General features: G+C 53.4%; 31 protein-coding genes and 1 pseudogene. 9 read left to right on the forward strand and 23 right to left on the reverse strand.

The annotated features are described in order from the left end of the window. Positions 1-12: 12 nt before the first annotated feature. From NDI72_RS20505 to NDI72_RS20520, 4 genes are all read left to right on the forward strand, one after another. Positions 13-282 carry a hypothetical protein gene (locus tag NDI72_RS20505; RefSeq protein ID WP_283801635.1) on the forward strand — a complete coding sequence of 90 codons (270 nt, stop codon included), beginning with the start codon at positions 13-15 and terminating at the stop codon, positions 280-282. Between the two features lie 24 nt (positions 283-306). After that, positions 307-561, forward strand: coding sequence for a hypothetical protein (locus NDI72_RS20510; RefSeq protein ID WP_283801636.1), 255 nt, complete (start codon positions 307-309; stop codon positions 559-561). Between the two features lie 4 nt (positions 562-565). Further along, on the forward strand, positions 566-1,072 hold the full coding sequence (locus tag NDI72_RS20515) for a hypothetical protein (protein ID WP_283801637.1): 507 nt from the start codon (positions 566-568) through the stop codon (positions 1,070-1,072). Positions 1,073-1,156: 84 nt separating this feature from the next. Next, a complete protein-coding gene (locus NDI72_RS20520) occupies positions 1,157-1,462 on the forward strand; it encodes a helix-turn-helix domain-containing protein (RefSeq protein ID WP_283801638.1) in 306 nt (101 codons plus the stop codon). A gap of 20 nt (positions 1,463-1,482) precedes the next feature. Here NDI72_RS20520 and NDI72_RS20525 read toward each other — a convergent pair whose 3' ends face one another. Together NDI72_RS20525 and NDI72_RS20530 are read right to left on the reverse strand one after the other, a co-directional pair. Then, the gene (locus tag NDI72_RS20525) at positions 1,483-2,106 is read right to left on the reverse strand and encodes a recombinase family protein (protein WP_283801639.1); all 624 of its coding nucleotides are present in this window, start codon (positions 2,104-2,106) and stop codon (positions 1,483-1,485) included. A gap of 8 nt (positions 2,107-2,114) precedes the next feature. After that, positions 2,115-2,246, reverse strand: coding sequence for a hypothetical protein (locus NDI72_RS20530; protein WP_269129278.1), 132 nt, complete (start codon positions 2,244-2,246; stop codon positions 2,115-2,117). A gap of 143 nt (positions 2,247-2,389) precedes the next feature. On the opposite strand from NDI72_RS20530, the gene NDI72_RS20535 reads away from it, so the two are divergent. Together NDI72_RS20535 and NDI72_RS20540 are read left to right on the forward strand one after the other, a co-directional pair. Continuing rightward, positions 2,390-2,743 (forward strand): hypothetical protein, encoded by a 354-nt coding sequence (locus NDI72_RS20535; protein ID WP_269129277.1) that lies wholly within the window; start codon positions 2,390-2,392, stop codon positions 2,741-2,743. Between the two features lie 25 nt (positions 2,744-2,768). After that, complete coding sequence (locus tag NDI72_RS20540) at positions 2,769-3,617, forward strand: 3'-5' exonuclease (protein ID WP_258508751.1); 849 nt, start codon at positions 2,769-2,771, stop codon at positions 3,615-3,617. Between the two features lie 206 nt (positions 3,618-3,823). Here the strand turns inward: NDI72_RS20540 and NDI72_RS20545 are convergent, their stop codons facing one another. From NDI72_RS20545 to traJ, 8 genes and pseudogenes are all read right to left on the reverse strand, one after another. Continuing rightward, positions 3,824-4,078 (reverse strand): hypothetical protein, encoded by a 255-nt coding sequence (locus NDI72_RS20545; protein WP_014579491.1) that lies wholly within the window; start codon positions 4,076-4,078, stop codon positions 3,824-3,826. A 15-nt stretch (positions 4,079-4,093) separates the two neighbouring features. Beyond that, positions 4,094-7,255: a zincin-like metallopeptidase domain-containing protein gene (locus NDI72_RS20550; protein WP_283801640.1), complete on the reverse strand. Its 3,162-nt coding sequence runs from the start codon at positions 7,253-7,255 to the stop codon at positions 4,094-4,096. Positions 7,256-7,291: 36 nt separating this feature from the next. Next, positions 7,292-7,501 (reverse strand): annotated as a pseudogene (locus NDI72_RS20555) (hypothetical protein); the annotation flags it as partial. A gap of 5 nt (positions 7,502-7,506) precedes the next feature. Beyond that, positions 7,507-9,567, reverse strand: a complete 2,061-nt coding sequence (locus NDI72_RS20560) for a DNA topoisomerase III (protein WP_220979276.1) — start codon at positions 9,565-9,567, stop codon at positions 7,507-7,509. 17 nt (positions 9,568-9,584) lie between these two features. Further along, entirely contained in the window at positions 9,585-10,121 is a 537-nt protein-coding gene (traF, locus tag NDI72_RS20565) for a conjugative transfer signal peptidase TraF (RefSeq protein WP_220979277.1), read from the reverse strand. Beyond that, on the reverse strand, positions 10,118-12,025 hold the full coding sequence (locus NDI72_RS20570) for a type IV secretory system conjugative DNA transfer family protein (RefSeq protein WP_014579486.1): 1,908 nt from the start codon (positions 12,023-12,025) through the stop codon (positions 10,118-10,120). The genes traF and NDI72_RS20570 overlap by 4 nt, the downstream gene beginning before the upstream one ends. Continuing rightward, a complete protein-coding gene (gene traI, locus NDI72_RS20575; RefSeq protein ID WP_283801641.1) occupies positions 12,022-14,310 on the reverse strand; it encodes a TraI/MobA(P) family conjugative relaxase in 2,289 nt (762 codons plus the stop codon). Before traI ends, NDI72_RS20570 begins: the two co-directional genes overlap by 4 nt. Before the next feature lie 31 nt (positions 14,311-14,341). Then, positions 14,342-14,713, reverse strand: coding sequence for a conjugal transfer transcriptional regulator TraJ (traJ, locus tag NDI72_RS20580; protein ID WP_269129272.1), 372 nt, complete (start codon positions 14,711-14,713; stop codon positions 14,342-14,344). A gap of 346 nt (positions 14,714-15,059) precedes the next feature. On the opposite strand from traJ, the gene NDI72_RS20585 reads away from it, so the two are divergent. The 3 genes from NDI72_RS20585 to traM are packed head-to-tail and all read left to right on the forward strand — an operon-like array spanning position 15,060 to position 16,653. After that, positions 15,060-15,491, forward strand: a complete 432-nt coding sequence (locus NDI72_RS20585) for a TraK family protein (RefSeq protein WP_283801642.1) — start codon at positions 15,060-15,062, stop codon at positions 15,489-15,491. Continuing rightward, the gene (locus tag NDI72_RS20590; protein ID WP_014579482.1) at positions 15,491-16,216 is read left to right on the forward strand and encodes a PRK13886 family protein; all 726 of its coding nucleotides are present in this window, start codon (positions 15,491-15,493) and stop codon (positions 16,214-16,216) included. Before NDI72_RS20585 ends, NDI72_RS20590 begins: the two co-directional genes overlap by 1 nt. Further along, complete coding sequence (traM, locus tag NDI72_RS20595; protein ID WP_014579481.1) at positions 16,216-16,653, forward strand: conjugal transfer transcriptional regulator TraM; 438 nt, start codon at positions 16,216-16,218, stop codon at positions 16,651-16,653. Before NDI72_RS20590 ends, traM begins: the two co-directional genes overlap by 1 nt. Before the next feature lie 50 nt (positions 16,654-16,703). Here the strand turns inward: traM and NDI72_RS20600 are convergent, their stop codons facing one another. From NDI72_RS20600 to NDI72_RS20660, 13 genes are all read right to left on the reverse strand, one after another. After that, on the reverse strand, positions 16,704-17,948 hold the full coding sequence (locus NDI72_RS20600; RefSeq protein ID WP_283801643.1) for a phosphoribosyltransferase: 1,245 nt from the start codon (positions 17,946-17,948) through the stop codon (positions 16,704-16,706). Between the two features lie 105 nt (positions 17,949-18,053). Next, positions 18,054-18,398, reverse strand: coding sequence for an IncP plasmid survival protein KfrB (gene kfrB / locus NDI72_RS20605; protein ID WP_283801644.1), 345 nt, complete (start codon positions 18,396-18,398; stop codon positions 18,054-18,056). Between the two features lie 166 nt (positions 18,399-18,564). Then, positions 18,565-19,596, reverse strand: coding sequence for a DNA-binding protein (locus NDI72_RS20610; RefSeq protein ID WP_283801645.1), 1,032 nt, complete (start codon positions 19,594-19,596; stop codon positions 18,565-18,567). A 143-nt stretch (positions 19,597-19,739) separates the two neighbouring features. Beyond that, on the reverse strand, positions 19,740-19,883 hold the full coding sequence (locus tag NDI72_RS20615; RefSeq protein ID WP_020933273.1) for a hypothetical protein: 144 nt from the start codon (positions 19,881-19,883) through the stop codon (positions 19,740-19,742). 80 nt (positions 19,884-19,963) lie between these two features. After that, positions 19,964-20,986, reverse strand: a complete 1,023-nt coding sequence (locus NDI72_RS20620; RefSeq protein ID WP_269129355.1) for a transcriptional repressor gene korB — start codon at positions 20,984-20,986, stop codon at positions 19,964-19,966. Continuing rightward, positions 20,983-21,741, reverse strand: a complete 759-nt coding sequence (locus NDI72_RS20625; protein WP_269129354.1) for a ParA family protein — start codon at positions 21,739-21,741, stop codon at positions 20,983-20,985. Before NDI72_RS20625 ends, NDI72_RS20620 begins: the two co-directional genes overlap by 4 nt. Then, positions 21,741-22,037 (reverse strand): transcriptional regulator KorA, encoded by a 297-nt coding sequence (locus tag NDI72_RS20630; RefSeq protein WP_041646701.1) that lies wholly within the window; start codon positions 22,035-22,037, stop codon positions 21,741-21,743. Before NDI72_RS20630 ends, NDI72_RS20625 begins: the two co-directional genes overlap by 1 nt. Positions 22,038-22,155: 118 nt before the next feature. After that, entirely contained in the window at positions 22,156-22,506 is a 351-nt protein-coding gene (kleE, locus tag NDI72_RS20635) for a KleE stable inheritance protein (RefSeq protein WP_014579473.1), read from the reverse strand. A 132-nt stretch (positions 22,507-22,638) separates the two neighbouring features. After that, positions 22,639-22,875: a stable inheritance protein KleA gene (gene kleA / locus NDI72_RS20640; protein WP_283801646.1), complete on the reverse strand. Its 237-nt coding sequence runs from the start codon at positions 22,873-22,875 to the stop codon at positions 22,639-22,641. A 151-nt stretch (positions 22,876-23,026) separates the two neighbouring features. Beyond that, entirely contained in the window at positions 23,027-23,281 is a 255-nt protein-coding gene (locus NDI72_RS20645) for a hypothetical protein (RefSeq protein WP_014579471.1), read from the reverse strand. Then, positions 23,274-24,350 carry a klcB gene (locus NDI72_RS20650; protein WP_283801651.1) on the reverse strand — a complete coding sequence of 359 codons (1,077 nt, stop codon included), beginning with the start codon at positions 24,348-24,350 and terminating at the stop codon, positions 23,274-23,276. Before NDI72_RS20650 ends, NDI72_RS20645 begins: the two co-directional genes overlap by 8 nt. A 40-nt stretch (positions 24,351-24,390) precedes the next feature. Further along, the gene (locus NDI72_RS20655; RefSeq protein WP_283801647.1) at positions 24,391-24,825 is read right to left on the reverse strand and encodes an antirestriction protein; all 435 of its coding nucleotides are present in this window, start codon (positions 24,823-24,825) and stop codon (positions 24,391-24,393) included. 121 nt (positions 24,826-24,946) lie between these two features. After that, on the reverse strand, positions 24,947-25,305 hold a 359-nt coding region (locus NDI72_RS20660; protein WP_283801648.1), incomplete at its 5' end, for a hypothetical protein.

The following is a 25,305-nucleotide window of genomic DNA, read 5'->3' on the forward strand; positions in this document are numbered from 1 at the left end:
GGATTAAACATCATGGCTGCACTTAATCAGACCAAAGAATTACTTTCTATCGTCAGCAACCAAAAGGGCGGGGTTATCCCCGGATGGATGGCAAAGGATGCCTCTAAAAAGCTCGATGGCGACCAACCCAACACCGAGCGGGCCGAGGCCGTTATTAAGAAGCTGAACGAAAGCGAAAATCACCCAGCTTTAGCGGCTAAAGTTCGGGAGGCTGAAAAAGAGATTTCACAGCATAAGAAGCTGAACCAAGACAAACCGCAAAAGCGCGGTGTGCGAATGTAATACACCAGGGAATAGGGGGCTGATATGAGAATACCCACGCCAGAAGAGACAAGGAACGCTCTAACACCAGAACAAATTGCGCTCTATGAAAAAATAGGCCAGCAACTCCAGCAGTCACATGGTGAAACCCCGCCAGGGTTTCACTTAACTGGATGGCTCTGGAAAAACATGGCCGAGGCTGAGCGAATTGGCTGGAGTGAATCTTTTATTATGGAATTGTTGGACCCTTCTTATATCCGCTTGCTAAATGATTTAAAGAAAGGAATCGACTGGAGATAACACCATGAATGACAAATTAAACCAGGCAATACAAATCGGCGCTGCAATCAATGGCCGCATCTATGACCTGGTTTCACTATGTATAAAATTTGCCATTGTTCGCCCGGCAGCAGTTTTATTTATTTTTGCCTTGGCGTCCATAGCCATTAATGGCGGCTTCCATCAATCAAGTAAATCGGTTATTGAAACGGTAGTAAGTCTGGTTGAGCTTGGCCCTGCCGAGCAGGGTTATATCAACCTAGAATCCTGCGCCGACGACAAGCCCGCTGTATCATCTGACACCATGCCTGTGCCGATCACTTGCGCTAATGTAGTAACTGAGGCGGTGCCGGTCGATCTACTTGCCGGGCAGCTCGTCAAAGTAATGCTAACCTGCTACCTGGTAGCGGTGGTATTTGGCATGGTGTTTTCTTTCTTCTTCTCGCGCCCGCTTCGTATCGCAGACGTTCGGGTACTTGGCACGGCAAGACTTTCCGAGGGTGCCGCTAAAATCGACAACAAGGCCAATTAGCCCAGGATGCCGATAACAAAGCGATGCCAGTTCACCGATAGCGAGATTAAAAAGGCGTATGAAGAAGCTGGAAGCCTTTCCGGCATGGCTGAACGCCTCAATATCACTTACCCCACGGCTGCGACGTGGGCACACGAGCTAGGCTTGACCTTGAAAAATCAAGGGTACAACAGGCCAGCACTGGAAATAACTGGTTTACAGTGCCGCCATGCGCGGGAATACCTTGGATTAACGCGGGATGTATTCTGCGCTGAATCTAACGTAAGTAAAACGGCTATCCGTGAGTTTGAGTTAGGAAATTCGACCTTGCGAAAAGGTAACATGGACAAAGTAATGGAATTATTTAAGCGTTACCGCGTCACATTTAATTCCGATGGCACATTTGAATAAAGCCCCTTTTCGGGGCTTTTTTATTGGTCCTTTTCCTTCTGGTATTTTGCCCAAACAAGTTTAACCTGGCTTTCACTACAACCGGCCAGCCGTGCAGTTTCTGCAATTGTATGGTTTGGCCGTAGCTTAACAATAAGCTCATTCCTTTTTTCATCAGGTTTCCGGCCCTTATATTTACCTCTTTTTTTAGCCTGGCTAATACCCTGCTTCTGGCGTTCCCTGCGGTCCTCGTAATCATCGCGGGCCATCTGCAAGGACAGTTTTAAAAGCAATTCCTGGACGGCCTCCAGGACGACCCTGGAAACGCCTTCGGACCCGGCTACAAGGTCGGATAGATCGACAACACCAGGAACGGCCAACATAGCCCCTTTGCTTTGTATCGTAGCAATCAGGCGCTCAGCCTCTGGCAGTGGTAGGCGGCTGATTCGGTCGATCTTTTCCGCAATCACCACGTCCCCAGGTTGCAAGTCCTCGATCATGCGCAGCAGTTCGGGGCGATCAGCTCGCGCCCCTGACGCTTTCTCTCTATACACACCGGCCACGTAGTAACCGGCAGCCTTAGCGCCCTGAATAACCCCCTCCTGGCGTTCCAGGTCTTGCGAGTCGCTACTGACTCGCAAGTAAATCCGGGCATTCTGTGTCACGCTCTTTTTCACTCCTGGTTCTCTGCAATCAAGTTAATCAAGTCCTGGTCTGGTGTTTCGTCCAGGCAATCCATTAGCTCATACCAAAGGCTGGCCGGGCACACTTCTTTTGCCATTGCTTCCAGTTCTGTGCGTTCCATTTTCTTTTGCTCCCGATATGGTTAATTTGGGTATACTCTATTTGACTATTATAGACCGATGGGCCAATATAGACAATCAGCAACTCTATTTGGCTAGTATTTTTTAGCCAACCCAAATTAACCGAAAGAAAGGAAGCCATTTTATGAAATTGAAATTTATCGCCGCTTGCTCTGTTGCTCTAACCGTATTGTCTGGCTGTGGGATAATTGAAAAACAGGTTGCCAGTGACGAAAGCCTGCAAGAGAAAGCCGCGTTTGCTATCGGTACTCAGCCAAGCAACATTTCAATCAGCAACGTACAGTCTGGCCTTGAGAAAATCACGTTCGATGCCGATGCAAACGGCTCGCAATATAGCTGTTACTACACAACGGTAATTGCTGTGAAATCGGACGCTATTTGTAAAAAAATGGGGCCGCAAACTGCTCCTAAACCAACAACGGAAGAAAGTCAGGGCGAGTGTAATGCGCTCCTGAAAGCTGCCGGTCGTTGTGAGTAAATGAGTTAAGTCTATGGACAAAAGCATGGAAGAGCTGGAAGCGGCCAGGGCCGAAGCCCTCGAAAAAGATCAATGCTTTTCAAAAGGCCGCCTTCGGGATGAATTTAGAATGAAACCCAAGCCCGACGCCGAGCCTGTCACGTTCTATAAGAACGGTTACGGCGGCAAGTTTGGGGTTTATAAAATATCCGATTGCGTCCCCATGAAGGCACGTAGCACCAAGCCGCCGAGCGAAAAGCAAAAGCGTGCTAGGGCGATTCTGGCCGTCAAAGCGAAGCTGAACAGCAAGGAAGCAAAAACCTCCAGTAAGGCGGTACGGTGGCTTGATGAAAACCCGCTTTTCCTGGACACCGAGACAACCGGCCTCGATGACCAGGCGCAAATCATTGAGCTGGCTATCAGCGACTCCCAGGGAACCATTTTGCTTGAAACGAAATTGCGGCCATCTGTGTCGATAGACCCGGAAGCCGAGGACGTACACGGCCTAACAATTGAATTTCTAGCGAATGCACCAACTTGGCCGGAAGTATCGGACCAGGTGCGAAAAATCCTCTGTGGTCGCGCTCTGGTTATCTTCAATGCTGATTTTGATACGCGCATGTTCCGGCAAACGGCTGCTGCTTATGGTGAGCCGGTCGAATGGGTTAGCGAACTAAAAACGCATTGTGCGATGTATCTGGCTGCCGATGCGTTTGGACCGACTAACCGGCATGGTTCAATCTCTTTGGCTGATGCGGTAGATTTTGCCGGGGTAACTTGGCGGGGGGCAGCTCATGGGGCTGTTGCAGACACTTTAGCTACGGTTGACCTGGTGCAAGCGATCGGAAGTATCAGGCGTGACCTGGAAACCGAGCTGGCCGCCCTGGAAGAATGAAAAAGCCCCGCACTAGGCGGGGCTTTTTGTTACCGGCTCCGGCTCTTCGTCCTGCTCTGCACGGTATCGACAACTTTGGCATCCGGGTAATCCTTCTGAATCTCTTTCAGGGACTGCCCCGAAAATAAGCCTATCCACTCCCCATCCTTTTTAACTGCTGAGTCGATTGGCTTGGCCGCTCTCGATGATCGTATTTCGTATCGCATCTATACCCCTCCATTAATATAAGTTTTAAGCTCTTTTTTGCGTTTTCTACATTCCTTCATCTGTGCGGCAAACTCTTTGCGCGTAATGTCTCGATTTTTTAGAGACATTTTTAGCAAATCAATATCCTGTCGCAGCTCGTTTTCATTTATATGCGAGTAATGCCACGGGGCCACACCAGTCGCTGCTGCCTCTGATATTGCTTCCTCGCCATACCCTTCCGCCCTCATGTCATGTAAATAATCCCAATCGCTCATATGTCACTACCTCTCTTAATAACCAATACGGGCCGACCGCTTTTGTTTATGAACTTGTTGCTCTGCCTGTTTCTGCTCACGTTTTCGTTCCGCTTCTTGGACAGCTTTGCCAACGGTAGCCCTTACCTGGCGTTCAACTCCTTCACGGCCAAGGCTGCTCTTGGTAGCCAGGTCGTTGAAGTCGGTGTGCTTCTTCATGTGATCCAAGGCTGCCAACTGTTCCTTGCTGAGCAAGGCTTTCTGTAGGTCTGCCTTGCGCTCTTCCGGGGCCGTCTCCAGGGCCTTAGATGCTCGCAAGTGTTCCCGATAGCTTTGGGGAGTGATCGGGGCAACGCCAGCCGGATACTCTGCCTCTCCTGGAGCAAAAACCGGGAAGGCTGCCTTACCGCCGACCACTTTGGCCGCTTCCTGTGCTTTCGTCTTGCCTGGGTTCGTTCCTTGGGTCAGCTCCTGGTGTCGATCATCGTCACCAAGGATCACAACAGGCTTGTCGGGGAACTTGTCATGCAGGGCCTTCGCTACATTGGGAAGGTTGCCGGAATCAAACGCGGCCACGGTAGCAAACCCCAATGCCTCGGCATTGGTCGCGGCGGTCGCATAGCCTTCCTGAAGGACCAGGGCCGGGGCAGCTTCCAAGGACTTCATATCGCCGCCGACGATATGAAAACAACCTTCCTTGCGTGAATCCTTGGCGAAACGCTTGGTGCCGTCCTCCTGGATATATTGCATGGTCCACTGTTTGCCGTTCTCGTCGTGCGCCGGAATGTAGGTCTTTTTGCCTTCGGCATCGGTTAGAACGCCAGGATGGGGCTGGATGCCCTTATTTTGCATGTACGGCGTCTGTTCGGTGACTGGCATCAAGTTGGCCGTCTGCTTGCTGACGCGCTCCGCTGTGGCTTCCTGTGCCTGCTCCAGCTCTGCCGCTCTAGCTGCCAGCTTCTCGGCTGCTTCTGCTTGGAGCTTGGCTTTCTCTGCTGGATCGAGCGAATACCCCTTAGACTTCCATTTCATATCAACGCCGGTACGGTTGTTGGAAATGTAACCGGCAGGGTGGCCGTCAAGGTGGCCGACATAGAAACCAGCTCGCTCGCCTTTCTTGTCTCCTTCTACAGATACCCGGTGTTTTTTACCGTCCATGATTGGATGATCACCACTGACAACACAGCCCAATGACTTCATGGCTTCCGCAAACTCTTCGCGGGGTGACATGGCCGGGCCTTGTTGGCTCTTGACGTTATCAGGCATCCAGCGGCTTAGGCGTTCCATATCGCCTTTAGGGCCGACATACCAAGACTTGGCCGCTTTATCCCACTGTGCCCCGGCTGCCTTCGCAGCGCCGCGCTCACCATACGGCACAGCCAGGTATTGCTTTTGCTGTCCTGCGGTTTGAGTCTGGCCTTGTTCCTGCTGTGGGCGTTGTTGCGCCGTGGCTTCCTGAGCGGCCCCCTGGGACCATTTGGCAAAGGGGGCAGTGTCTACGCCAGGCGGAACAAACCAGGACTGTTGTTGACGGTCCCAGCGTGCTCCGAGGCCCTTTGCTTCGTCCTTCTCGCGGTATGGGACATTGATATAGGTTCGCTCCTGCTTCTCTGGCTCTGCCTGAGCCTGCTGGCTGCCCTTCACCTGCTGGGCCTGCTGCCGTTCGTGTTCGGCAATACGGCGCTGCATATCGCTGTCATTGAGCGTGGCCGTTGCTTCTGCGGTCTTGCGAGCTTCTTTAGCCGCTGAAATGTCGTCGTCCGTGCTGTTCGGGTCTAGTCGCACGCGAACTTCATTCACCCTGGACAGCTTGGCCGCCTGTTCGTGCTCGTTGGTTTCGGACAGTGCATCAACCAGCCCTAGCAGGTTCGCCAGCTCGTCGGCTTGGTTCTGGCTGTTGAGATCCGCAACCCATTGGTGCATACCGTTTTCATGTTGGGCATAAACGCCCCAAAACTCGGGTTCACGGCCAACCGCGTGCGCGGGTTCTACGAACTGTTCCCCGCCATCCTCGATGACCACGTTACCTTGAACTTGAACAGCTCCGTTCCAGTCTGCCGGTAAGTCAAAGCCGAGTACCTGCCGGGCTGTTTCTTCAAATGCCTGGGCGTCCGTTTCTCCGGCAGCTAGGCGGCGACGTTCGTTAGCAACCTGGTTGATTGCCTGGGAATCTTCTTGTGATAGCGCGGAAAGCAACTGATCGCGCATCTGTTGGTTGTTGGTGGGTAATTGCATCCCGGCCTCCTGTGTTTGCTCCGGGGCGGCCTCCAGCTTCTGCGTTTGGGCCTGGTCTTGCTCCTGGACTAGCTTTTGTTCAAATGCCAAAACGTAGTTCGACATTTTCTCTGCATCAGACGTTGCGCGGAAAATCTCCAGCGGGTCATCCTGGAGCGCCTTAATCCAGGAACCTACATAAGCGGCGTGCTGTTCTGGATCGTGACCAATTCCCAGCTCGTCCCCCATGATCAGGCTAAAACACTCAGCCTTTAGCTCTTCCTTGGCGTACCCTTCCGATCCGAAAGGATGGGCCATATCTCGGTCAAGCCGTGAGCTGTGGCCGGTCCAGTGCCCCAGCTCATGCAACGCGGTTGCATAGTAGTTATCTGCGGTCGGGAACTGCTCTTTATCTGGTAGGTGTATGCTATCGGTCGCAGGACGATAGAAAGCCCGGTCATGCTCGCCGTGACGAATATCAGCGCCTGACGCCTTCAATATATGTTCGGCTCTCTCTACTGCGTCCCAGGTCTGCGTTTTCTCTTTCTGCTCAAGTGGGGGCATACCGTCTATTTGCTCGCCGTTGAAAACGGTGGCAAAGAACACGCGGGGGCGCTCTAACATGACGGTTTCTTTCACCGGCTTGCCTTGTCCATCTAGGACAGGCTTGCCGTTGTCATCGAGCTTGTTTTGTTCCTCGGAAAATTTCCAATACTGAACCGGCGTCCCTTTCTCGCCTTTGCGTACCTGAGCACCGGCGGCCTTCGCTTGCTTGTAAGTCAGCCAACGATTATCACCGCGCCCTTGGGCCATGAGGTGAATGGCGTTAACACCCTTATAACGCTTGCCGGTCGTTGGGTTCATCGGCATGAAGCCTTGGGAACCAGGTTCCCAAGGTTTTTGCCAAGGTGCGGTGCCTGCTTTGAGTTGTTCAATCAGGTTTTCCGCTACTGTTTCGTGAAATGGTTTTTTCTCGGCAGCCATCGGTTAGCCCTCCTTGTCATCCTCTGGCACTGTCGCGTCTACCAGGTCCGCGTCACTTTCGGCGGCGTCCTCTTCTGACAGTGCATCCTCAACAAACGCCCCTACGGTTTCGGCTTCTTCCGGGTCAAACTCGGTTTGATAGCCAGGGGTCATTGCGTCATCCAGCTTTTCGCGCAAGGCTTCGGCTGCATTCGCCTGGTCGTCAAAAGTGCTCTGTTCCAGGTTGTCATTGGTTTGTGTAGTCATGGGTATTACTCCTTGTCGGTATTGTTGCGTCCCTTGCTGTAGTTGGGACGGCCTTTAACATCGGGATAGGTCTGCTTACAGGTTGGGTAATTGGAGCAACCCCACCAAAAGTGACCCTTCTTCTTCGGTAGTGGTCGGCGGGACAAGCCAGCACCGCACGACATGCACTTGAATACATCGGAAACCGGGGCTGCCTCTTTGCCGCCTGCAATAGCAACCGCGCCGTCATTGGCTTTGGCAACCTGCTCCCTAATAAACGCCTCTTGTTTGGTGATAAACGCAGCCAAGTCGGCCTTGCCTGATTCAACGCTTTGCAGCATTCGTTCATAAAGGGCAGTAAGCACCGGGCTTTTCACTACTTCTGGTAGGGCGTCGATCATGCTTCGGCCCAAGGTAGTGCTAATAATTTGCTTGCCCTTAGTCTCCAAATAATTGCGGCGTTTTAATTCGGAAATGATGGATGCCCGTGTTGCTTCGGTGCCGATCCCGTCACCTTCGCGCAGCATCTTCTTGTGCTGAGGGTCAGTAACAAAGCGGTGAATATTCACCATTGCAGTGATCAACGTACCTTCGGTGAATCGAGCCGGGGGCTTCGTCTTGGCGTCCCTTCTTGCGGCTTGGCCGCAAGTAATCGCGTCACCTTGGCCCATCTTGGGGAGTGACTGGCTTTCGTCGTCCTGGTCGCTGTCGTCATCGTCTGAATTGTCCAGGTACACGTCATGCCAGCCGCTTTTAGTGACTACCTTGCCTTTTGCGCTAAACGTCTCGCCTTCAACATCGACGGTAACGGTCGTGCTCATAAACTCATGAATCGGGTAGAACTGTGCCAGGTATGCCCGCACAACCAGGTCATAGATATTGCGCTCTTTGTCATTGAGCTTGTTTAGATCGCCTTTGTGCATCGTCGGGATAATCCCGTGGTGCGCCGACACCTTTTTGTCGTTCCAGGTACGGGACCGGATACTGGTATCCGCTCCATCAACAATGGACGCCAGGCTAGGGTTCACAGCTCTTACCGATGCCAACACGTCCGGGGCGTCTGCAAATTGAGATTCCGGCAAGTAGGCACAATCGGTTCGCGGGTATGTGGTCAGCTTGTGTGTCTCGTACAATGACTGACAGGTTTTAAGCACGTCCTCGGCGCTATAACCGAAGCGTTTTGACGCCAGGGCGGTCATGTCGGACAGGCTGAACGTCAGCGGGTGATTTTGCTTTTTGGCTTCCTGCTTGTACTCGCTGATAGAGCCAGGCTTACCAGTGAGCGAGTCAACCAGGGCATTCGCAACGGCAGTGTCTACAAGCCTGCCTTCCGCATCGAGGCCCGCTTGCTCTTCTTTTGCCTTCCAGCTTGCCCAAAAAGCGCCGTTAGGGTGCTGAATTTCGGCACGAATAGTATGGAAGGGCACCGCCTTGAATGACTCAATTTCGCGGTCCCTGGTGACAACCAGGGCAAGCGTAGGGGTTTGCACTCGTCCAACGGTCAATAACGCCCTGGAGCCGCCCCGCTGCGCTCTCAGGGTGTAAGCACGGGACAGGTTCATACCAATAAGCCAGTCAGCCTTGCCGCGCCCTTCGGCTGCGTCTGCAAAGCCGTGGTATTCCTGGTTGTCTTTCATGTTCGCCAGTGCTCGCTTAACAGATACCGAGTCAATGGCGTTCGACCAATAGCGGATCACCGGCTTTTTGTTGTTGAAGTGCTCCAGCAGTTCATCAACCAGTAACTGACCCTCGCGGTCGGGGTCGCCAGCGTTCACGATTTGCGATGCGGATTTAAGCAGACCGCCGATAACTCGAACCTGTTTCTTGGCGTCGTCCTTGGGCCTTAAAATCCATTCATCCGGGATAATTGGCAGTTCATCAACACGCCAGATTTTGCGGCCCTTATCATTTGTTGGCACATCATCAGGGGTGTATTCATCAGGACCGGCTTGCTCCAGCATGTGGCCGAAACACCAGGTAACTTTGTCACCGCCGCATTCAATGTAACCGTCACCCTTTCCGGTAACTCCTAGCTCGGCGGCAATGGCTTTTGCTACCGAGGGTTTTTCTGCAATAAATAGTTTCATGGTGGTTCCCCCCTTCCCTACCAGGTAATAACTGGACGAATGACGCTCTTAACTTGCGAGCGACTGACTGGCCCGAAGTAACGACCATCAAATGAGGTATCGCTTACATCAGACATAAGCAGCAGCTCAGAGCTGCCGAGTGTGTATTGATTGGATTGGTAGCGCGGTAACTCGCGGCCATCGAGGTCGGCCTTAATGGGTTTGCTATGCGGTAACAGCTCACCATCGACGGCAACGCCGTTATCCGTAACCGTTACCGTGTCGCCTTTAGCGGCTAAAATTCGCTTCATCATGTAGCCGTAATCACCAGGGCAGAAACCTCCAGCGATATAGTCGCGCTCTTTGGCTGTGGCAAAAACGCCAACGTCCGGGGGGCAAAACAGGACATAGGCCCCTTTTTCAATAGGGGCGTCCGTTGTCCAGTAAAGTCCTACCGGAATGCTCTTAGTGGTATTGATACGCGCACCGGCTGCGTAACTAATGGCAGCAAGCGACATTGCCGCAACACCGGCAATGGCTACCCCTGCATATATTTTTTTCAGGCTGATTTTCATATTGTCACGCCCTCCCCTTCCGGCTCCGCAACGATGCGCAGCTTGTCGCTGATTTTCGGGGCATCCACGCTTGCGCGAGCCTGAAAAACAGGGTCTTTGAAGTAGAGCGGTTGCTTGCCATAAACGGCGGGATACCCGGCAACGTAAATCACCATGTCACCGGCTTTTTCAATGTCACCGGCTGCATTCTTGGTAGGCCCCGGCATACGCAAACATTCATCAGGGGTGAGCAATGGGCGCTGTACTTCTTGAATGGTGCGAGAAACCTGCCCGAGCATGGCCGATGTGCGGCGGCCACTGGTAGTGATTTGCTCTTTAACAACGGTGGTTTGCCCGGTCAGGCGTGACAGGTGTTCCGCTGTTTCAATACGGTTCGGTGGGTAAGCATTTTGAACGTGGCAGTTAGACGTTATGGTTTCGTCTGGACCATAGCCAGTTTCACGGCTTTTGAGCTGGTTCAAATCTTGGCATATCAGGTAACACTTGATGCCATAACCGGCGACGAATGCCAGCGACTCTTGCAGGATTTCCAACTTACCCAGGCTTGGGAACTCGTCCAGCATCGCCAACAAGCGGTGCTTGTAGTGCGCAACTGGACGCCCTTTCTCAAACGACATTTCATCTGCCAGCAGGCGGATAATCATATTGGTGAGAACGCGAACCAAGGGGCGCAAACGGGCCTTGTCGTTCGGTTGAGTCACGATATACAGGCTCACCGGGTCATCGTGATTCATCAGGTCTTTGATACGGAACTCAGACTTGCTTACGTTGCGAGCAACTACCGGGTCACGGTACAAAGCCAGGTATGACTTGGCTGTTGAAAGAACGGAACCGCCTTCCTCTTCGGGGCGGTCCATCATGTCACGGGCAGCAGAGCCGACCGCTGGATGGTTTTGGCCGTCAACGTGGCCGTAAGTCGCCATTTCCATCCAAAGTTCGCCAGTGTCTCGCTCAGGATCGGCCAGCATGGCATCAACAACCGGCAAGGTTGCCGGGGTGCCTTCATTCTTTGATTTGTAGAGCGCGTGTAGAATGACGCCAACCAACAAGGCATAGGATGTTTTCTGCCAGTGCGAATCCATGCCTTTGCCATCAGGATCAACGATTAGCGTTGCGAGGTTCTGCACGTCCCCAACTTCGTATTCCGTGCCAATCCTGATTTCATCCAAGGGGTTCCAGCACACGCCGCCGTTACTTGATGCAGGCTCAAAGCGAAGCACCTTATTCTTGGCGTGCTTTTGCCGCCATCCGGCGGTCAAAGCCCATAGCTCACCTTTAAGGTCGGTAATAACGCTACTCTGAGGCCATGAAAGCAGGGTAGGAACAACCAGGCCGACACCTTTACCCGAACGGGTTGGGGCATACGTCAATACGTGCTCAGGCCCGTTGTGTCGCAGATAGAAAAAGTTGCCATCTTTATCTTCCCAGCCACCAACATAAACGCCGGTTGAAGTAGGGGCGTCTTTACCCGTTACTACTTCCAAGGCTGTGCGCTCACGCGGCAATAACCCCGCTGCCTGAATATCCTTTTTTTCAGCCCAACGGGCCGAACCATGCAGGTATTCACTGGCTTTAGAGCTGTTCGACGTGACTACCTTGGCAATGGCTACACCCAGCAAGCCAACGGTCGTGACAACCATTCCGATGCTACCGGACCGCATGAACTCGTCGGGATAGATGCTGTACCAGTCACTAGCCCAGCTCAGAATTGACCAGGGGGCATATACATGGTTGATATGACCGCCAAGGTTGTCCTGGTAATTAAATGTGTAAGCGAAAAACTGCGTTGCTGCTTGCAAGCCACCAAGTACGGATACCGCACCCAGGGCAGGCAATAGGCGTTGCTTCTTCGGTTTTCGGTCCCGCACTTGCGGGCCGACTGCGTTGTTTATTTTTGGCTTCATCTGCTCCTTCCTTTTGATCTCTTGAGCGAACCTTGCGGAGTGACTGTCACGGCTTCCCCGATACGAACACGCTTCATTCGTTGCGCCGTGGCTTTGTCGATTGGCAGCACTAAGACTTCATCCCCGCGATTTAATAGGGCCAGTGCCTGCCCCTGAACATTCCGAGTGCCGCCATAAGTAACCGCACCATCCTGGTTAGTATATCGTGAATGCTTCGGTATATCGAAACCTTTTAGGCGTTTTGCCTCCCGCTCGGCAATGTATTTATCTGCTGCGTTGGTCTGATCTGGCGTTATTCCTCCTGACCCAGAAACTCCCCATCGCAGTTGGTTATCTGGTTTGGCTCCTTGGTGCTCCAGCTCACCAGGTGCATTACCCGGCAAAAGCACTTCACCTCCTCGGGCGAAGCGAACCACACCGAGTGAGGACAGCGTTCGCAGACGGTTTTTTGCGAAGGACGGCGGTTCTCCTCCAATGCGCCCAACGTGGGGCTTGTTGAGGATAGGGCGGCCTCCATTTCCGGCGTCATTTCGACCGCCTGCTGTGGTGCTGCCGGTGCTGGTTGACTGTCCGCGTCCTCGCTGGCCGTCTCCGGCTCTGCCTGTTGTTGCTGCTCGACTGTCGGCGGTTCCTCGTCCTCTTCCGTTGTCGTCGGCAGGTCCCCGCTCAGCGCGGCCATTGCTGCGTCTATCAGCTCGTCCTCGCTCATTTCCTCTTCTGGCTTGCTCGTTTCGTCGGTCATTACTGTTCTCCTGTTGCAATAGCTGCTGCCTGCGGCGCTCTAGGCCCGCATCAGCAAAAGTGATTGGTAAGTTTGAAGTGGCGGCGGCAACGATCACCTGGGCTTTAAATTGAGGTGAACCAGTAACTGTGATCCGACTGCCATATCGTTCCATTGCCACGCGCAAGGCTTCGGTCACGGTGTCGCCGTTAGCTGCCTTGGAAACCTGTAATTTGTCGCCATCATCCCGAACGGCACTTTTGCCGGTGCGGAAAATGATGGTTCCTTTCTTGGTGATATTGTCCGTAACAGGGGCGTGACCAGGCTTTGAACCACCTTCCCCTTTGATAGTGTCGCCCTGTAGTCCCTTTGATTGCTCCCGCGCTCGTAGAGCCTCCAGAGCCTTCTTGTCACCATTAAGCACCTGCTGTTTCAGCCAATCCGCCCAAGCTCGACGCTTGTACTGGTCGTATAGCTCCTGTTTCTCGCGCTTGTAGTCCTTGTTAATCGACTGGATTTCATCTTTCAGGGCTTTATGGGCTTGCGCGTAAAGCAGTTTCTTAGAAATACGACTGCCACCCATGAGCTTGATGGCCGAACGGCGCAGACGGTTTGACCTTTTCGCGGCTTCTATCCGGCGATCCTTTCTACCCCTGGCGTTATTCCATTCAACTTTACGCGCAGCGGTCAGGTTCTTTTGTTCTTCCTGATACCTGGCGTACAACTCGGTTGTATTAACCTTGAAGTGAGTAGGGCGCTTGTCGTATCGGCGTTTTGCTTTTCGCTCTGCTTGCGCGGCTGTTTCTTCAAAAGCCCCAAGTCGCGCTTCCAGCTTTGGCTTGGATAAGTCACGGGCGACGGTACTGGCCTTAACTTGGGTTCCGTCCTCAGACTCAATAACAAATCCATTGGCTCGCTGGCGAATCTCCAGCCCGTTATCGCTCATAACCTGGTGCAGCTCTTCCCAGGTCTTAGCTGTCTTTATTTCTTCCAGGCATTCCCGCTTAATCCAGCTCACCAAACTTTCAATGCCAGCGTGCCGCTCCATGTCAGACGCCCGACCCTGAGAGACACTTTTGCGGCCCTGGTGATTGTCCTTCTGCAACCCATATTCATCTTCGAGCGCGTCACACAATCCGCCCAAGGTTCGATAATCCTGATAAGGCTCGTGCATCGTGTTTCTGGTTGGATGAATCTTGTTGATTGCGATATGAATATGGACGTTATCAGTGTCGTGATGTACAGCACTGACCCGTTGATGGTCCGCATAACCAAGCCCTGCACAAATCCGCTCTTCTACCGCTTTCAAAACGTCATCCTCGGGCTTTTCTCCAGCCGGGAAGCTGACTATTAGATGGTATGTTTTATCGCCCTTAGCGCGTGTGTTGCCCTGCTGCGTGGCAAGCACCTCACCAATTACGGCCTGCATGGTGTCAGCCTCGCAATTGGTCGCATTCACCAGACCAAGACGCTCGGTTTTGCTTTGCTCGTCAGTGATGTACTTCACTAATCCCGCGAAGTCGGATTTTTTCAGCGAGCGCATAGGGACGTGCTTTGCTATCAAAGGCCACCCCCTGGAGTTTTAGCCGCTAAAATCATGGCTCGGACCTCGGCATTACAACCTTGGTCATGACCTTGCCCATTTCCTCCTGCGTCGCTTCAATCTTGCTGAGCACAGCAAGGATTGTTGATTGGCCGAACTGAGCCGTTCGCACGTCATCCGTTAGCCAAAGCTTTAACAGTCCACCTAAGCGGCCAAGGTCGCCATTTATTCGGGCCAACTCTCGGACCTGCTCATAATCGACCACCCCTTTTATTTGATAGCCCTGCCCGACTTCACGCAGATAACGGGCAACACTCATGCCCGCCCGGGCAGCTTGCGCCTCGATTGTTTCTTTTTCGTCGTCAAAGACTGGCACCCGCAAATGATGTGATCGCTTTTTGCCAGGCTTCTTTTCCTCACTCATATATATGCACCTCTCTATCAACCGGCGGCAGCCGGTAGCCTCGCAGAGCAGGATTCCCCGTTGAGCGCCCCCGGCGCGAATAAGGGAGAGTGAAGATAGTTAATCGGCTCCGCCGATTAGCTAACTTCACCTATCCTGCCCGCCTTACGGCGTTGTTTACACCAAGGAAAGTGTACACCAGCCATTGTGTTTTACCATGTTTTTCGTTGAAAAATTGCGGATATATCGTAAAATGCGCTAAAGTAAAGGCATAACAGAAGAAACCCGCATGTTTCCTTGCACTAAAACGACGCTTTACGCGATAACATGCACAGGAATACACAGGTTTACTTTCACAGGTTGATAAATGGGAAAATTCACTGACGGGCTAGAAAAGTGGGTCCAGGAGCGCGATAAGCGGCAAAAAAAGAGACGGCAGGACGCATCTGCCGTCGAGTTTTTGGCCGTAAAAAAGGATGTGGCCGAGGCGATAGAGGCAGGGTATTCGCTCAAAACGATTTGGGAATACCTGAAAGAAGGCAAAAAGATACGGTCTACTTATGAGACATTCCGCCGCCACGTTAAACGCTTCATCAAGACCGCGCCGAAGGACCAACCAACTTTAGCCGCTAAAAATGAGGCCGACGCCAGCCCCGCGACCAACAAGCAGCCCGACGGCAAACGGGATGCGACACAAAAGGCGGATAAGAGCGAACCCGAAGAAAAGGAAAAGCCGCAATTGCCAGGCACTGGCGGCTTTAAGTTTGATGCTAAACCCAACAAAGAGGATTTAATCTAATGGCAAAAGTACATCTAGTTCTACAAGGAAAGGGCGGCGTTGGTAAATCCGTGATCGCTGCCCTTATTGCTCAATACAAAGCAAACAAGGGGCAAACGCCGGTTTGCGTGGATACCGACCCGGTTAACGCTACGTTTGAAGGCTATCAGTCACTGAACGTGAAACGCCTTAACATTCTTGAAGAGGACGAAATCAACACGCGAAACTTTGATGCCCTGGTTGAGCTGATCGCAACCAGTGAAGATGATGTGATTATAGACAACGGGGCCAGCTCTTTCGTCCCGCTGTCTCACTACCTAATCTCAAACGAGGTTCCTGCCCTGCTCCAAGACATGGGGCACGAAATGGTTGTTCACACCGTTATCGCTGGTAGCCAATCACTCCTTGATACTATCAACGGCTTTTCACAGCTTGTAAGCCAGTTTCCAGCCGAGTCACTTTTTGTTGTGTGGCTCAACCCCTATTGGGGGCCAATCGAACACCAAGGCAAGACGTTCGAGCAAATGAAAGCCTACACAAACAACAAGGCTCGCGTGACGGCCATCATTGATATGCCAAAACTGAAAGATGAAACCTATGGCCGAGACTTTGCAGAAATGCTTGAAAATCGCAAAACTTTTGCCGAGGCCCTGGAAGATAGTTCGCTTTCAATCATGACCCGGCAGCGCCTTAAAATCGTTCGCGGCCAAGTGTTCGGCCTACTGGATAACGCGGCGGTGCTGTAATGTCCGATAAGATCGAGGAAACCATTAAGGAAATCGCAGCCAAGCACGGCATAGCCGTGGGCCGCGATGACCCTATATTGATCCTGCAAACCATCAATGACCGACTAATGCAGGAAAGCACTGCCGCCCAGCAAGCCAACCTGGACGCCTTTAAAAGCGAACTGGAAGAAATTGCGCATCGGTGGGGGGATGATGCAAAAAACAAAGCTGAAAGGACGCTGAACGCCGCTCTGGCGGCCAGCAAAGAGGCAATGGCCGCAACCATCAAAGAAAACGCCAAGGCAACGGCAGCGGCAGCCAGGCAGCAAGTAGAAGAGGCGATAGCCCAGGAACTCAAGCCCTCGATCCGGGAAGCCCGCAGGGTGTCTTACATGAACTTGATTGCGGCAGGAATGGCCGTTTTCGCGGCGGGCCTTGCGTTATGGGCGTCATGGTAAAGGTGTTGCAGCAATACAAAGAAAAGCCCGGTCATGCCGGGCTTTGTTGTCTATTGAGGCGGTCGATTCAACCCAAGGGATAAGCCCCTGCTTTTCTCTTGGGTTTGCTTCTTCTCCTGCTCCTGTTTTTTCATTAACGCCTGGTGCTGTCGCTCGGCCTGCTTCATTGAATCCCAATCCGCAGCCAGCTCGGGGTTCTCTGCCCGCATCTTCCTGGTCGCCAACTCTTCAACACGCGGCGAATGCAACCCCATACCTTCCTTAATTTCCCGGACTGTCTCCAGGCGAGCATGAAGCGTCTGGAGCCTGCCTTGCTGTTGCGCCTGGGAAGCCTGCCAGGCTTTCCGGGTTCCAGGCATAGACAGAAAACCGGGGCGGTTTGATTGCGTTTGTTGCAATCGAGCTTGCTGCCGGTTGATCAAGTTTTCTAGCCGATCCTCGATGGTTTCAACCTGGTCATGTTTGGCCTGGACATACATGGCAAGGGTTTCTTGATAGCCCTGCTCAACGGACGCCCCTTCAATCATGGCCTGCTGTTCGACTTCCAACCCCTCAGCAGACGAAACTAGACTTTCTCCGGTTAGACCCGAACGCCCCGCGCTTTTTGAGCGCGGCGGCGCTTCAACTCGGTTCGCGCCCAATCGCTCGATGCCTTCATGTCTTGCCGCAGTGATTCTTTCTCTGATTGCGTCAACGGTCTTGGCTGATTTGAGGTGTCCAGCTTCACCTTGTGTGAGTTTGTCGGTTCCATAACCAAACGTCTCCTGCCAAAATTGATTCATACTCGGGCCGTGCTTATTTTCAATGGCTGCCAGCATGGAAGGCTTAACCGGCAGGTTAAGCGCCCCTTCATGCGCAGTCATCACCGAAGCAGCGACAACCTTGCCGCCTCGATTCTCCACATAGCCCCGCAAAGAGGCGACCGTTCCCCCCATTGTCAAAGTGTCGTCAACAACCAGGTACTTTTGACCCTGTTTAACGTCACCCTCGAATGTAGGATTGAACGCCAGGCGATGGTCTGCGCCAGTATCAGTTCGACCTACCTTGTCGCTCTGGATTATCCCCAGCTCAACATCAAGGCCCAACCGATCCGCAAGCGCCTCGGCCATTGCCAACGGTATTTTGTTGTTGCCAGCCGCCTCAACGGCCAGAACTGGCAACACCAGGGGCTTGCTGTCCCCCATTTGCTCCCTGATCTTCTCAACCGTTTCATCGGTGAGAAGCCTATCTACTAGCTCGATAGCAGCAGGCATGTCGCCAGACTTGGCTGCCTGGTACTCGGGTTCGTTTTTCAACGCTCCCAAGTCTCCATTCCTTATCACTTGAGGAAAGTCACCCCAAGGGGCACGCTCCCCGATTCCTAGCTTACTCAAAGGCACCTCCCGTTTTAGCCGCTAAAACTATCGGGAGCGTCCTCTGCTAAGTTTGACAGCCTGGGCGACTAATGCCTTGCCCTGGGCGTCGTAGCTAATGCTTTTTGCACTCCCAACATCAGGTACTATATCGAAATCTGACTTAGAGTGCATGACAAAGTTTTTGCCTATTTGCTGGTATATTTTATTGTTATCGGCATGAACAATCACGCCATCATGGCGCTGTGACTTATCGGCTTCCTTAGCCATGTAAAGGTTGTATATGCCGGGTTTCAACGCTCCGGCTTTATCAACCTTCTGATTAGCCCATGCGCCACCCTGGTCGGTTTGAACAATCCGCTGACCGTTCATAACCAAAAGGCGTTGCTTCATTTGCGGCGCTCCTTATGTATCTTCTTCTACTTACTGCTACAGGTTGCAAAGCACCCACCCATAAAAAAGCCGACCTCGGCAACCAAACGAGGCCGGCTTACGTTCTGGCCGGGAAAATCTGTCAAGGACGCCTTTAATAGTACGGTAAAAAACCCGATTTATCAGGTTATTTCTGCGAACCGTCGCCTTTCTCCCCGCGTGAAAGCGCAATTTCCAGCCCTTCAACACGTCCGCGCAGGACCGCCGCTTCCTCTCTGGCCGTCGCTGCCGACGCCAGGGCAGAATCGCGCTCCGCACCTGCTTTCTCGACTTCACCTGTCAATACAGCAAGTTTTTCCTCGGCTTGCGCCTGTTTGGACTCCAGGGAAGAGTTGACGGCAGCCAGTCGCTCAGCCTCGGCCTGTGCGGCTGCTTTGGCCTCCTGGGCACTCTCCAGCGCCTGACTGTGCTGCGCTCGCAACGCCTCGACTTGCTCCTGGTACTCTTTAGCCGCTTGCTTCGCATCGGCTTGAGATTGTGCCAACTCTGTCTTGTGATCCTTGGCCGCCTGCTTTGCATCAGCCTGGGCTTGTGCCAGCTCGGCTTTATGGGTGTCGGCTGCTTTCGCTGCGGCCTCCTGGACACGCTCCAGCGCCTGACGGTTCTTGTCTGCCTCCTGGTGCGCCCGATCCAGTTCGGAACGCAAGTCATTGGCTCGCCGCTCCATTTCACCACTACGGGCCTCGGCGGTAGTGGCTCGCTCGGTGGCCGTGGTCAGCCTGCCTTTCAAGTCGTCCACTTCTGCCCGCAACTCCTGGGCCACGCCCTCCAGGCTCGCAACCTGATTGCGCGAGTCGTCCAGGTCTGCCGATAGCTGATCTGCCAGTTCGACAGCCTCAAGTCTGGAAGCCTCCATTTCCAACCGGGCCGCCTCCAAGCCTTCGCGCTCACTAGCAAGGCGACCGTTCGCCAGCTCCAGGGCGACGCCCCAAATCTCGGCCCCAACCTCCGACAGCTTATCCATAACACCAGGCGGGGGCGGCTCTTGAATCGGCGTAGCGTCGGCAGCCTTGGCCGCTCGCCATTCCTTCATTGCTTCACTGATCGTGGTGTAACTGCCGCCGTCTAGGGCCTTGCGTACCGCTGCAAGGGTAGGGTTTTGACCGGCTGCGTCCAGCTCGTCGGCCACCTGGAAAATCTGCTCTTTGCTGATTGCCATAATGTTCGCCCTCTGTAGTATGTTGTATTGTGTATAATACTACAACATACTACAAAACTAAGCAAGAATACATTTCGTGCAGGTAAAAAAAAGCCCCGCAAAAGCGGGGCAGGGTGGGTGTGGTTCATGGCCGTGTCACGCTGTCACGCGGCAGCTTCGGCCCTCTGCAAGTGATCGAGGACGTGCGCCAGGTCGGCCATTGTCATCAAGGGAAGGGTAAATGATTTCTTTTGCTCCAGGGCGGCGCGAATCCGGCCTGCAATCATGATACAATCGTTGCTACTCATCGCTAGTACCTCTCAACTGGTTAGCGTGGGTTATGGCCCTGGATACGGTTGCCGCCGTGCCCAGGGCTTTCTTTTTGGGGTTAAGCTCCGTCCATCAAGGCCATCAGCTCAACCGTTCCAAGGTCCGCTTCAAACTCGTGGCCGTCGTCCTCGTATTTGATCCAGGCCCAGCCCTCAGCAGTAGGACGACGATTAAGCATCAGTCGGCCCATGCGCTCGTCATGCTTGACCATGATAATCGCTTTTTTCAGCTTGTCCGGGTCTTGCTCCTTCGGTTCCTTCTTCGGCGGGGTTTCGTCCTCTTCCTCTTCCTGGTCGTCGCCTTCGGCATCAGTCTGGCCGGTGAAAGCATCCACGGTGTTCGGGTCGCGTTCCTCGTCCTCATGCTTGCGCTTGTCGTCCAGGTACTCACGCAGCAGCTTCACCGATCCGCGTGTTATCTCCTGCTCGTCGTCGGCCAGCCAGGCGACAACCTCGTCCGGGTTCTTCTTGTACGCCTTAACCAGCTCGTTAATCACGGTCACGTCATTAACGCGGCCAGTGTTGAATGCCTCAGCAATCGGTTCCGGCAGGTCCAGCAAGGTAACGTGCTGGCTCACGAACGCAGCGGATTTGCCGATAGCTGCCGCAATATCTCCCTTCTTAACGTCCTTAGCCAGTTCGCGGCCAATGTAGTCGGCAATCTCGCGGGCCGTCAGCTCATTGCGTTGCAGGTTTTCAATCACCTGGTCCGCTTCGTTGTAATCGTTGTCGATAAACGCCGGGATAGTTTCCTTCTCAGCGATACGGCTACCACGGAAGCGGCGAGCGCCGTGGTTGATGATGAAGCGGCCCGGTTCGTCCTGGTTCTCGCGCACTGAAATAGGCGTTTTAACGCCTCGATGGCGAATGGTAGCGGCCAGCTCTTCCAGGCTCGATTTTGAAAAGCCAGGGTTGTCCTCGGTACGTGGCTGGTTTGGATCTTCATCTATCAGGTCCAAGGCCAGTTCCAAGGGGCCAGCGCCGCCGCCGTTGGTGTTTTCGGGGTCGTTCAGAAGCCCGGACAGGTCGCCAATACCCTCCAGACCCAGCCCCTCCATTTTCTGTTCTTTTTGCGCGCTCATGCGGTGATCTCCATTTTTGTAAACACAAGGTCAGCCAGGGCGCGAACTTCTTTCGCGGCTTTTCTGGCAGCCGTTTTTTTGATTTTCCAGACCGGCACCCCGGAAGCGAGTGCGTCCGCTATGCTGCTACGCAGGCCGATTGTGGTAGGAAGCATAAGTTGCGGGAATGCCTGCTGGAGCTGTTCCAGGTGGCGACCGTGGCGGGGGTTTCGTCCGTCCACCTTACTCGGCACCATGCCCAAAAATTGCAGCTTAGGGTTAGCCTTGCGCACGTTCGTAATGGCCGCATTCATTTTCTTGATGCCTTGAATTGAATAGGCTTCCAGCTCAATAGGGGACAGGACATAATCCGCAGCAATCAGCGCGGCGGCCATACTCACACCAAGGGAAGGGGCCGTGTCGATCAAGCACACGTCAAAGCCTTGTTCTGCAAGGCTCGCAATACCTGCTCTGAAATGTTCACCAGCGCGACCAAGGGACATGGTTTCCATGTTTGCCAAGGCGGCGTCAGACTCAATAAGAGCCATGCCAGGCGCGTCCCCGCCGTTCACAACGTCGAACGGGCCGCCATTGAAAAAGTTGCTTGCTACAACGCCCGTGCGGAACTCCTGAAGCGTGTAAGAGGCGTTACCCTGGGTATCCAAGTCGATCACGGCCACCTTTTTGCCGCGTTCATAGAAATCAAACGCCAGATGCACCAAGGTTGATGTTTTGCCGACGCCGCCTTTTTGGTTTGCCGTGACCAGTGTTTTCATTACGTGTCCCTTTTCTTCTTGGCGTCCTCCGCCCATTTCTTGACGATGAACGCTTGATGTTCCGGCAATATTGCCGTGACTCGCTCGTACCCCTCCGGCGTCAGCGCCTTGTGAGCGTCCCAAATTCTCTTGACGGCCTGATTGACCGCCCCTTTTGTCACTCCCAATAACGCTACGAACTCGGCTTGAGTTTTCCCCTCCACCAAGACGCCATGCGCTATTTCGAGCGTTTGTTGTCCTACTCCCAAACCCTTGATTGCAGCTTGAAATTGGGACTCCGTTAGTTGTTTCTTCATGGATTGCACCCATACCAACTCCACACCCTAGTTATTGACTGAATGACGGTGACAGCCGCCGAATACATAAAAAGTATAGCTATACTTTAAGATCAGGTCAACACTTTAGCGGCTAAAATTAAACGCCTTTGGGTTTGAATACCGACACAAAATAAGTGAGGACAGTCAGCACGGCAAAATGAGCCAGGAACGTCCACCCTGCATGTACCGTTGGATCATCCCAGTAGTACACGGCACGGACACCCTGAAAGAAAACGTCGATAGAGATAACCCATTTAAGCAACGGCCACACCAGAACAACGCCTATCCATACCCAACGCAAAATAGCCGCCAGAAATCCCCCGCCTTTCTTCGGGTTGCTCTGCGGCTTGCTAGGCTGTTGCTTGGCCTGTGCTTTTGGTTGCGGGTCCGGCGGCCCTGAATCAGTAGGGCCAGCTTTCGGAAACTTGATAATATTTGACTTTGACATATTCTTGACCCTCCACGCCTTCCGTGCTCCAATTATCTATTGCTCTGCAAATAGGGCCACACCCTAGAGAGCATTGGTTTCGGTGTGACAGCGCCGGGCCAAGCGCCCCGGTCTAACCGGGGCGTATCCTTTCTAAAAGTCAGCCCGGTGTTTTGCCTGTTCTACGGCCTCAATCGACCATTTCCCTTTGGCGTCACCTTCCAGTTTAAGACTGGCAAAATAAGCCTCTTCACGCAGTTTTGACGCCCGCTGCTCCAGCTCCTGAGCTTCTGCCATCTTGTCCGCAATGGAGTCACGGCGAGCGGTGAAGTCAGTCGCGGCTACGTTCGGCAGCGCATCGACCCAAGACATGATTTTGCTAGTAGTCATCGGTATTCCTCGGTTATTGACCTGGGCAGTATGCCCGGCCTTCACTTAATATATTAGGGCAAATTGCCCTACCTTGTCAAGCGGAAAATTCCGATTTATCGAAACATTTTAGCGGCTAAAATCACAATTCCAAGCATTTCCTTCCTGGCGTTCAACTCTCTTCCCAAATTTTTCCCAGCCCGGCCATGTCACAAAGCAATGCCCACGCGGCATAAGGAATGTGCGTTTCCTCGCCAATCCAGCGGCGCACCGTTCTGTCTCCCTTCTGCCCAAGCCCGACTTTTCTGGCCGCTCCGCCGCCTGTCAATTCAGCCAACCGCAACACTTCGCGGATTTCCTCGCCTGTCGGGCGCTCCCACTTTTCAGCAGGGCGCAGGCATTCAAGTCTAATATTCGGGTCACTCATTGTTTGTTTCTCCTGTGTCTATTACGGGGCGCAATTGATCAAAGCTGTAGATCGTATGCACCGATTTAGGGTTGAACTGAACAACGCGCCGCCCGTTCCGATTAATGCGGTACTTTGTCGGCTCGTCGTCGTGCGCCCATACCTGGGAGGTGTGAGGGGACAATTTCGTGATAATAACGAACTTGCCTATATCCTTTTCAAATACAGGATGATGGACGCTAACAATCTGGCATCGCTGCCCAGGTTTAAATCGTCTAGTTTCTTCCCTGGCGTTCATTTTCGCGGCTTTAGCCGCTCTTGGTTTTGCGGCCTCCGGCTCTATTTCCGGCAGCTCCTTTGTTGGCTTGGCCGCTTCGATCTTTGCTTGTGCTTCCTTGGCCCATTTCCGCGCAATAAATGCCTTCTGTGGAGGCAGCACAACGTCCACAAGAGCGTGACCAGGGGGTACGTCAAGGGTTGCTGGAGAACGTCGCGCAGGCGGCTCCAGGGAAGCCAGAACGGCGGGGAAGGGGGATCGAGCAAGCCGGTCCCTATCTTCCACTCCAATCTCTGGCCGTTTGTCCTTGAGGTAATCAGCCAGTATGGCTTTTGCAGCCTCTTCCACTGTCGAGCCAAACCGCAGGCCGTCGAAGTGGGACCGATACCCTGTCTCTGATATAAACCAGGCGTCCAGGTCTACCGCATGAAAAGAAAAATGAGCGGTTCCCTGGCTGCCAAGGCTGCCAAACTCGACCAAGACACGCATACCATCGACAACAGAAACAAACGCCCCTTTTTGACCCCATTTAGGAACCGCCCCGGTATCAGCCTGGCAATGTCTTTCAACCACGTTACCAGGTGAATCAGAATCCGCGTTGCATCCAAAGAAGGTGCCGCCGTTCATTTTCCAGATAACCGCCTCATACCGGGCCATTGCCCCGGCAGCCCTTTCTGCATCATTGACCAATACAGCAGCGTGCAGGTCATTCACGGCCCCTGCTGCCAAGTCCAGCAACGCGGTTTGTTCGTCGGGCATCAAGGCGGCCAGCTTCGCCGCTTGCTCGTCTCGCTCGTCTCTCTTATTCATCATCGCCACACGATGGCCCCAGCTTACGCCGGGGCCTCTCCTATCAGTCGATAGCGCCAAGGATCGCAGCGGCTTCCGCGTGATCAAGGGCGTACTCTCTCAGGAAGTGATAGCGGTCAATCAGGGCGTCACCCTCGGCGGTGCCCTGGGCTTCGGCTGCAAGGTGTCCAAATGCGAACAACGTGGCTACGACCCCCGCCGCGTCAGCCGACATAGAGCCAGAAAACCAGTTACCTGAAACCTCCAGGTGCATTTCGGTATCAATCGCAGGGGCCATGTAATAGCCGCCGTTCGATAGGGTATAAAAGTGCCAGAACGCGCCTTTGTAATCCTGGGAAAGATTACCCATATAACCCAACACCAGGGCTTCGCCGCGCATCATGCGGGCTTCACCAAATGCAGCAGGGTAAAACCCCATGCGGTTATCTTCTGCGACCAGGGAAGCAGTAACAGGGGTGTAATCGGTTGTATCAGTCATCGGAAATTCTCCGGTTATTGACCTGGGCGGTGTGCCCGGCCTTCGATATGTATAATAGGGCATTTTGCCCTAATTAGTCAATAGGCAAGCATAAAAAAACCCGGTTAAACCGGGCTTTTTTTTAGTGAACACAAAGGGTTAGTGTCGGCTTCTTCGGTTCGGGCTGCTCCAGCTCCTGAATCCGTTTCGCGGCTTGCTCTAGGCGTTTGTGAGCCGCTTCCAAGCTCTTCCCGTGCTCTTCTCGGTCGGCAGGCTTCGCCCGTTTGCACTCCAGGGCTTCGACAAGCCCAATAACGCGCTCGACACGCTCAACCCAATAGCGAAGCTCCTGGGCACCAACGCAGGCGTGATAATCCACGTTTGCCATGCGGTACAGGTGATCAACTGAGTTGCGAAATTCTTTAACTGATACGTTCATCGGAAATTCTCCGGTTATTGACCTTGGCGACTTGCCCGGCCTTCTGTTTATAATAATAGGGC

The organism is Nitratireductor sp. GZWM139 (assembly GCF_030068685.1).
In the GTDB taxonomy this organism is placed as follows: domain Bacteria; phylum Pseudomonadota; class Alphaproteobacteria; order Rhizobiales; family Rhizobiaceae; genus Nitratireductor; species Nitratireductor aquimarinus.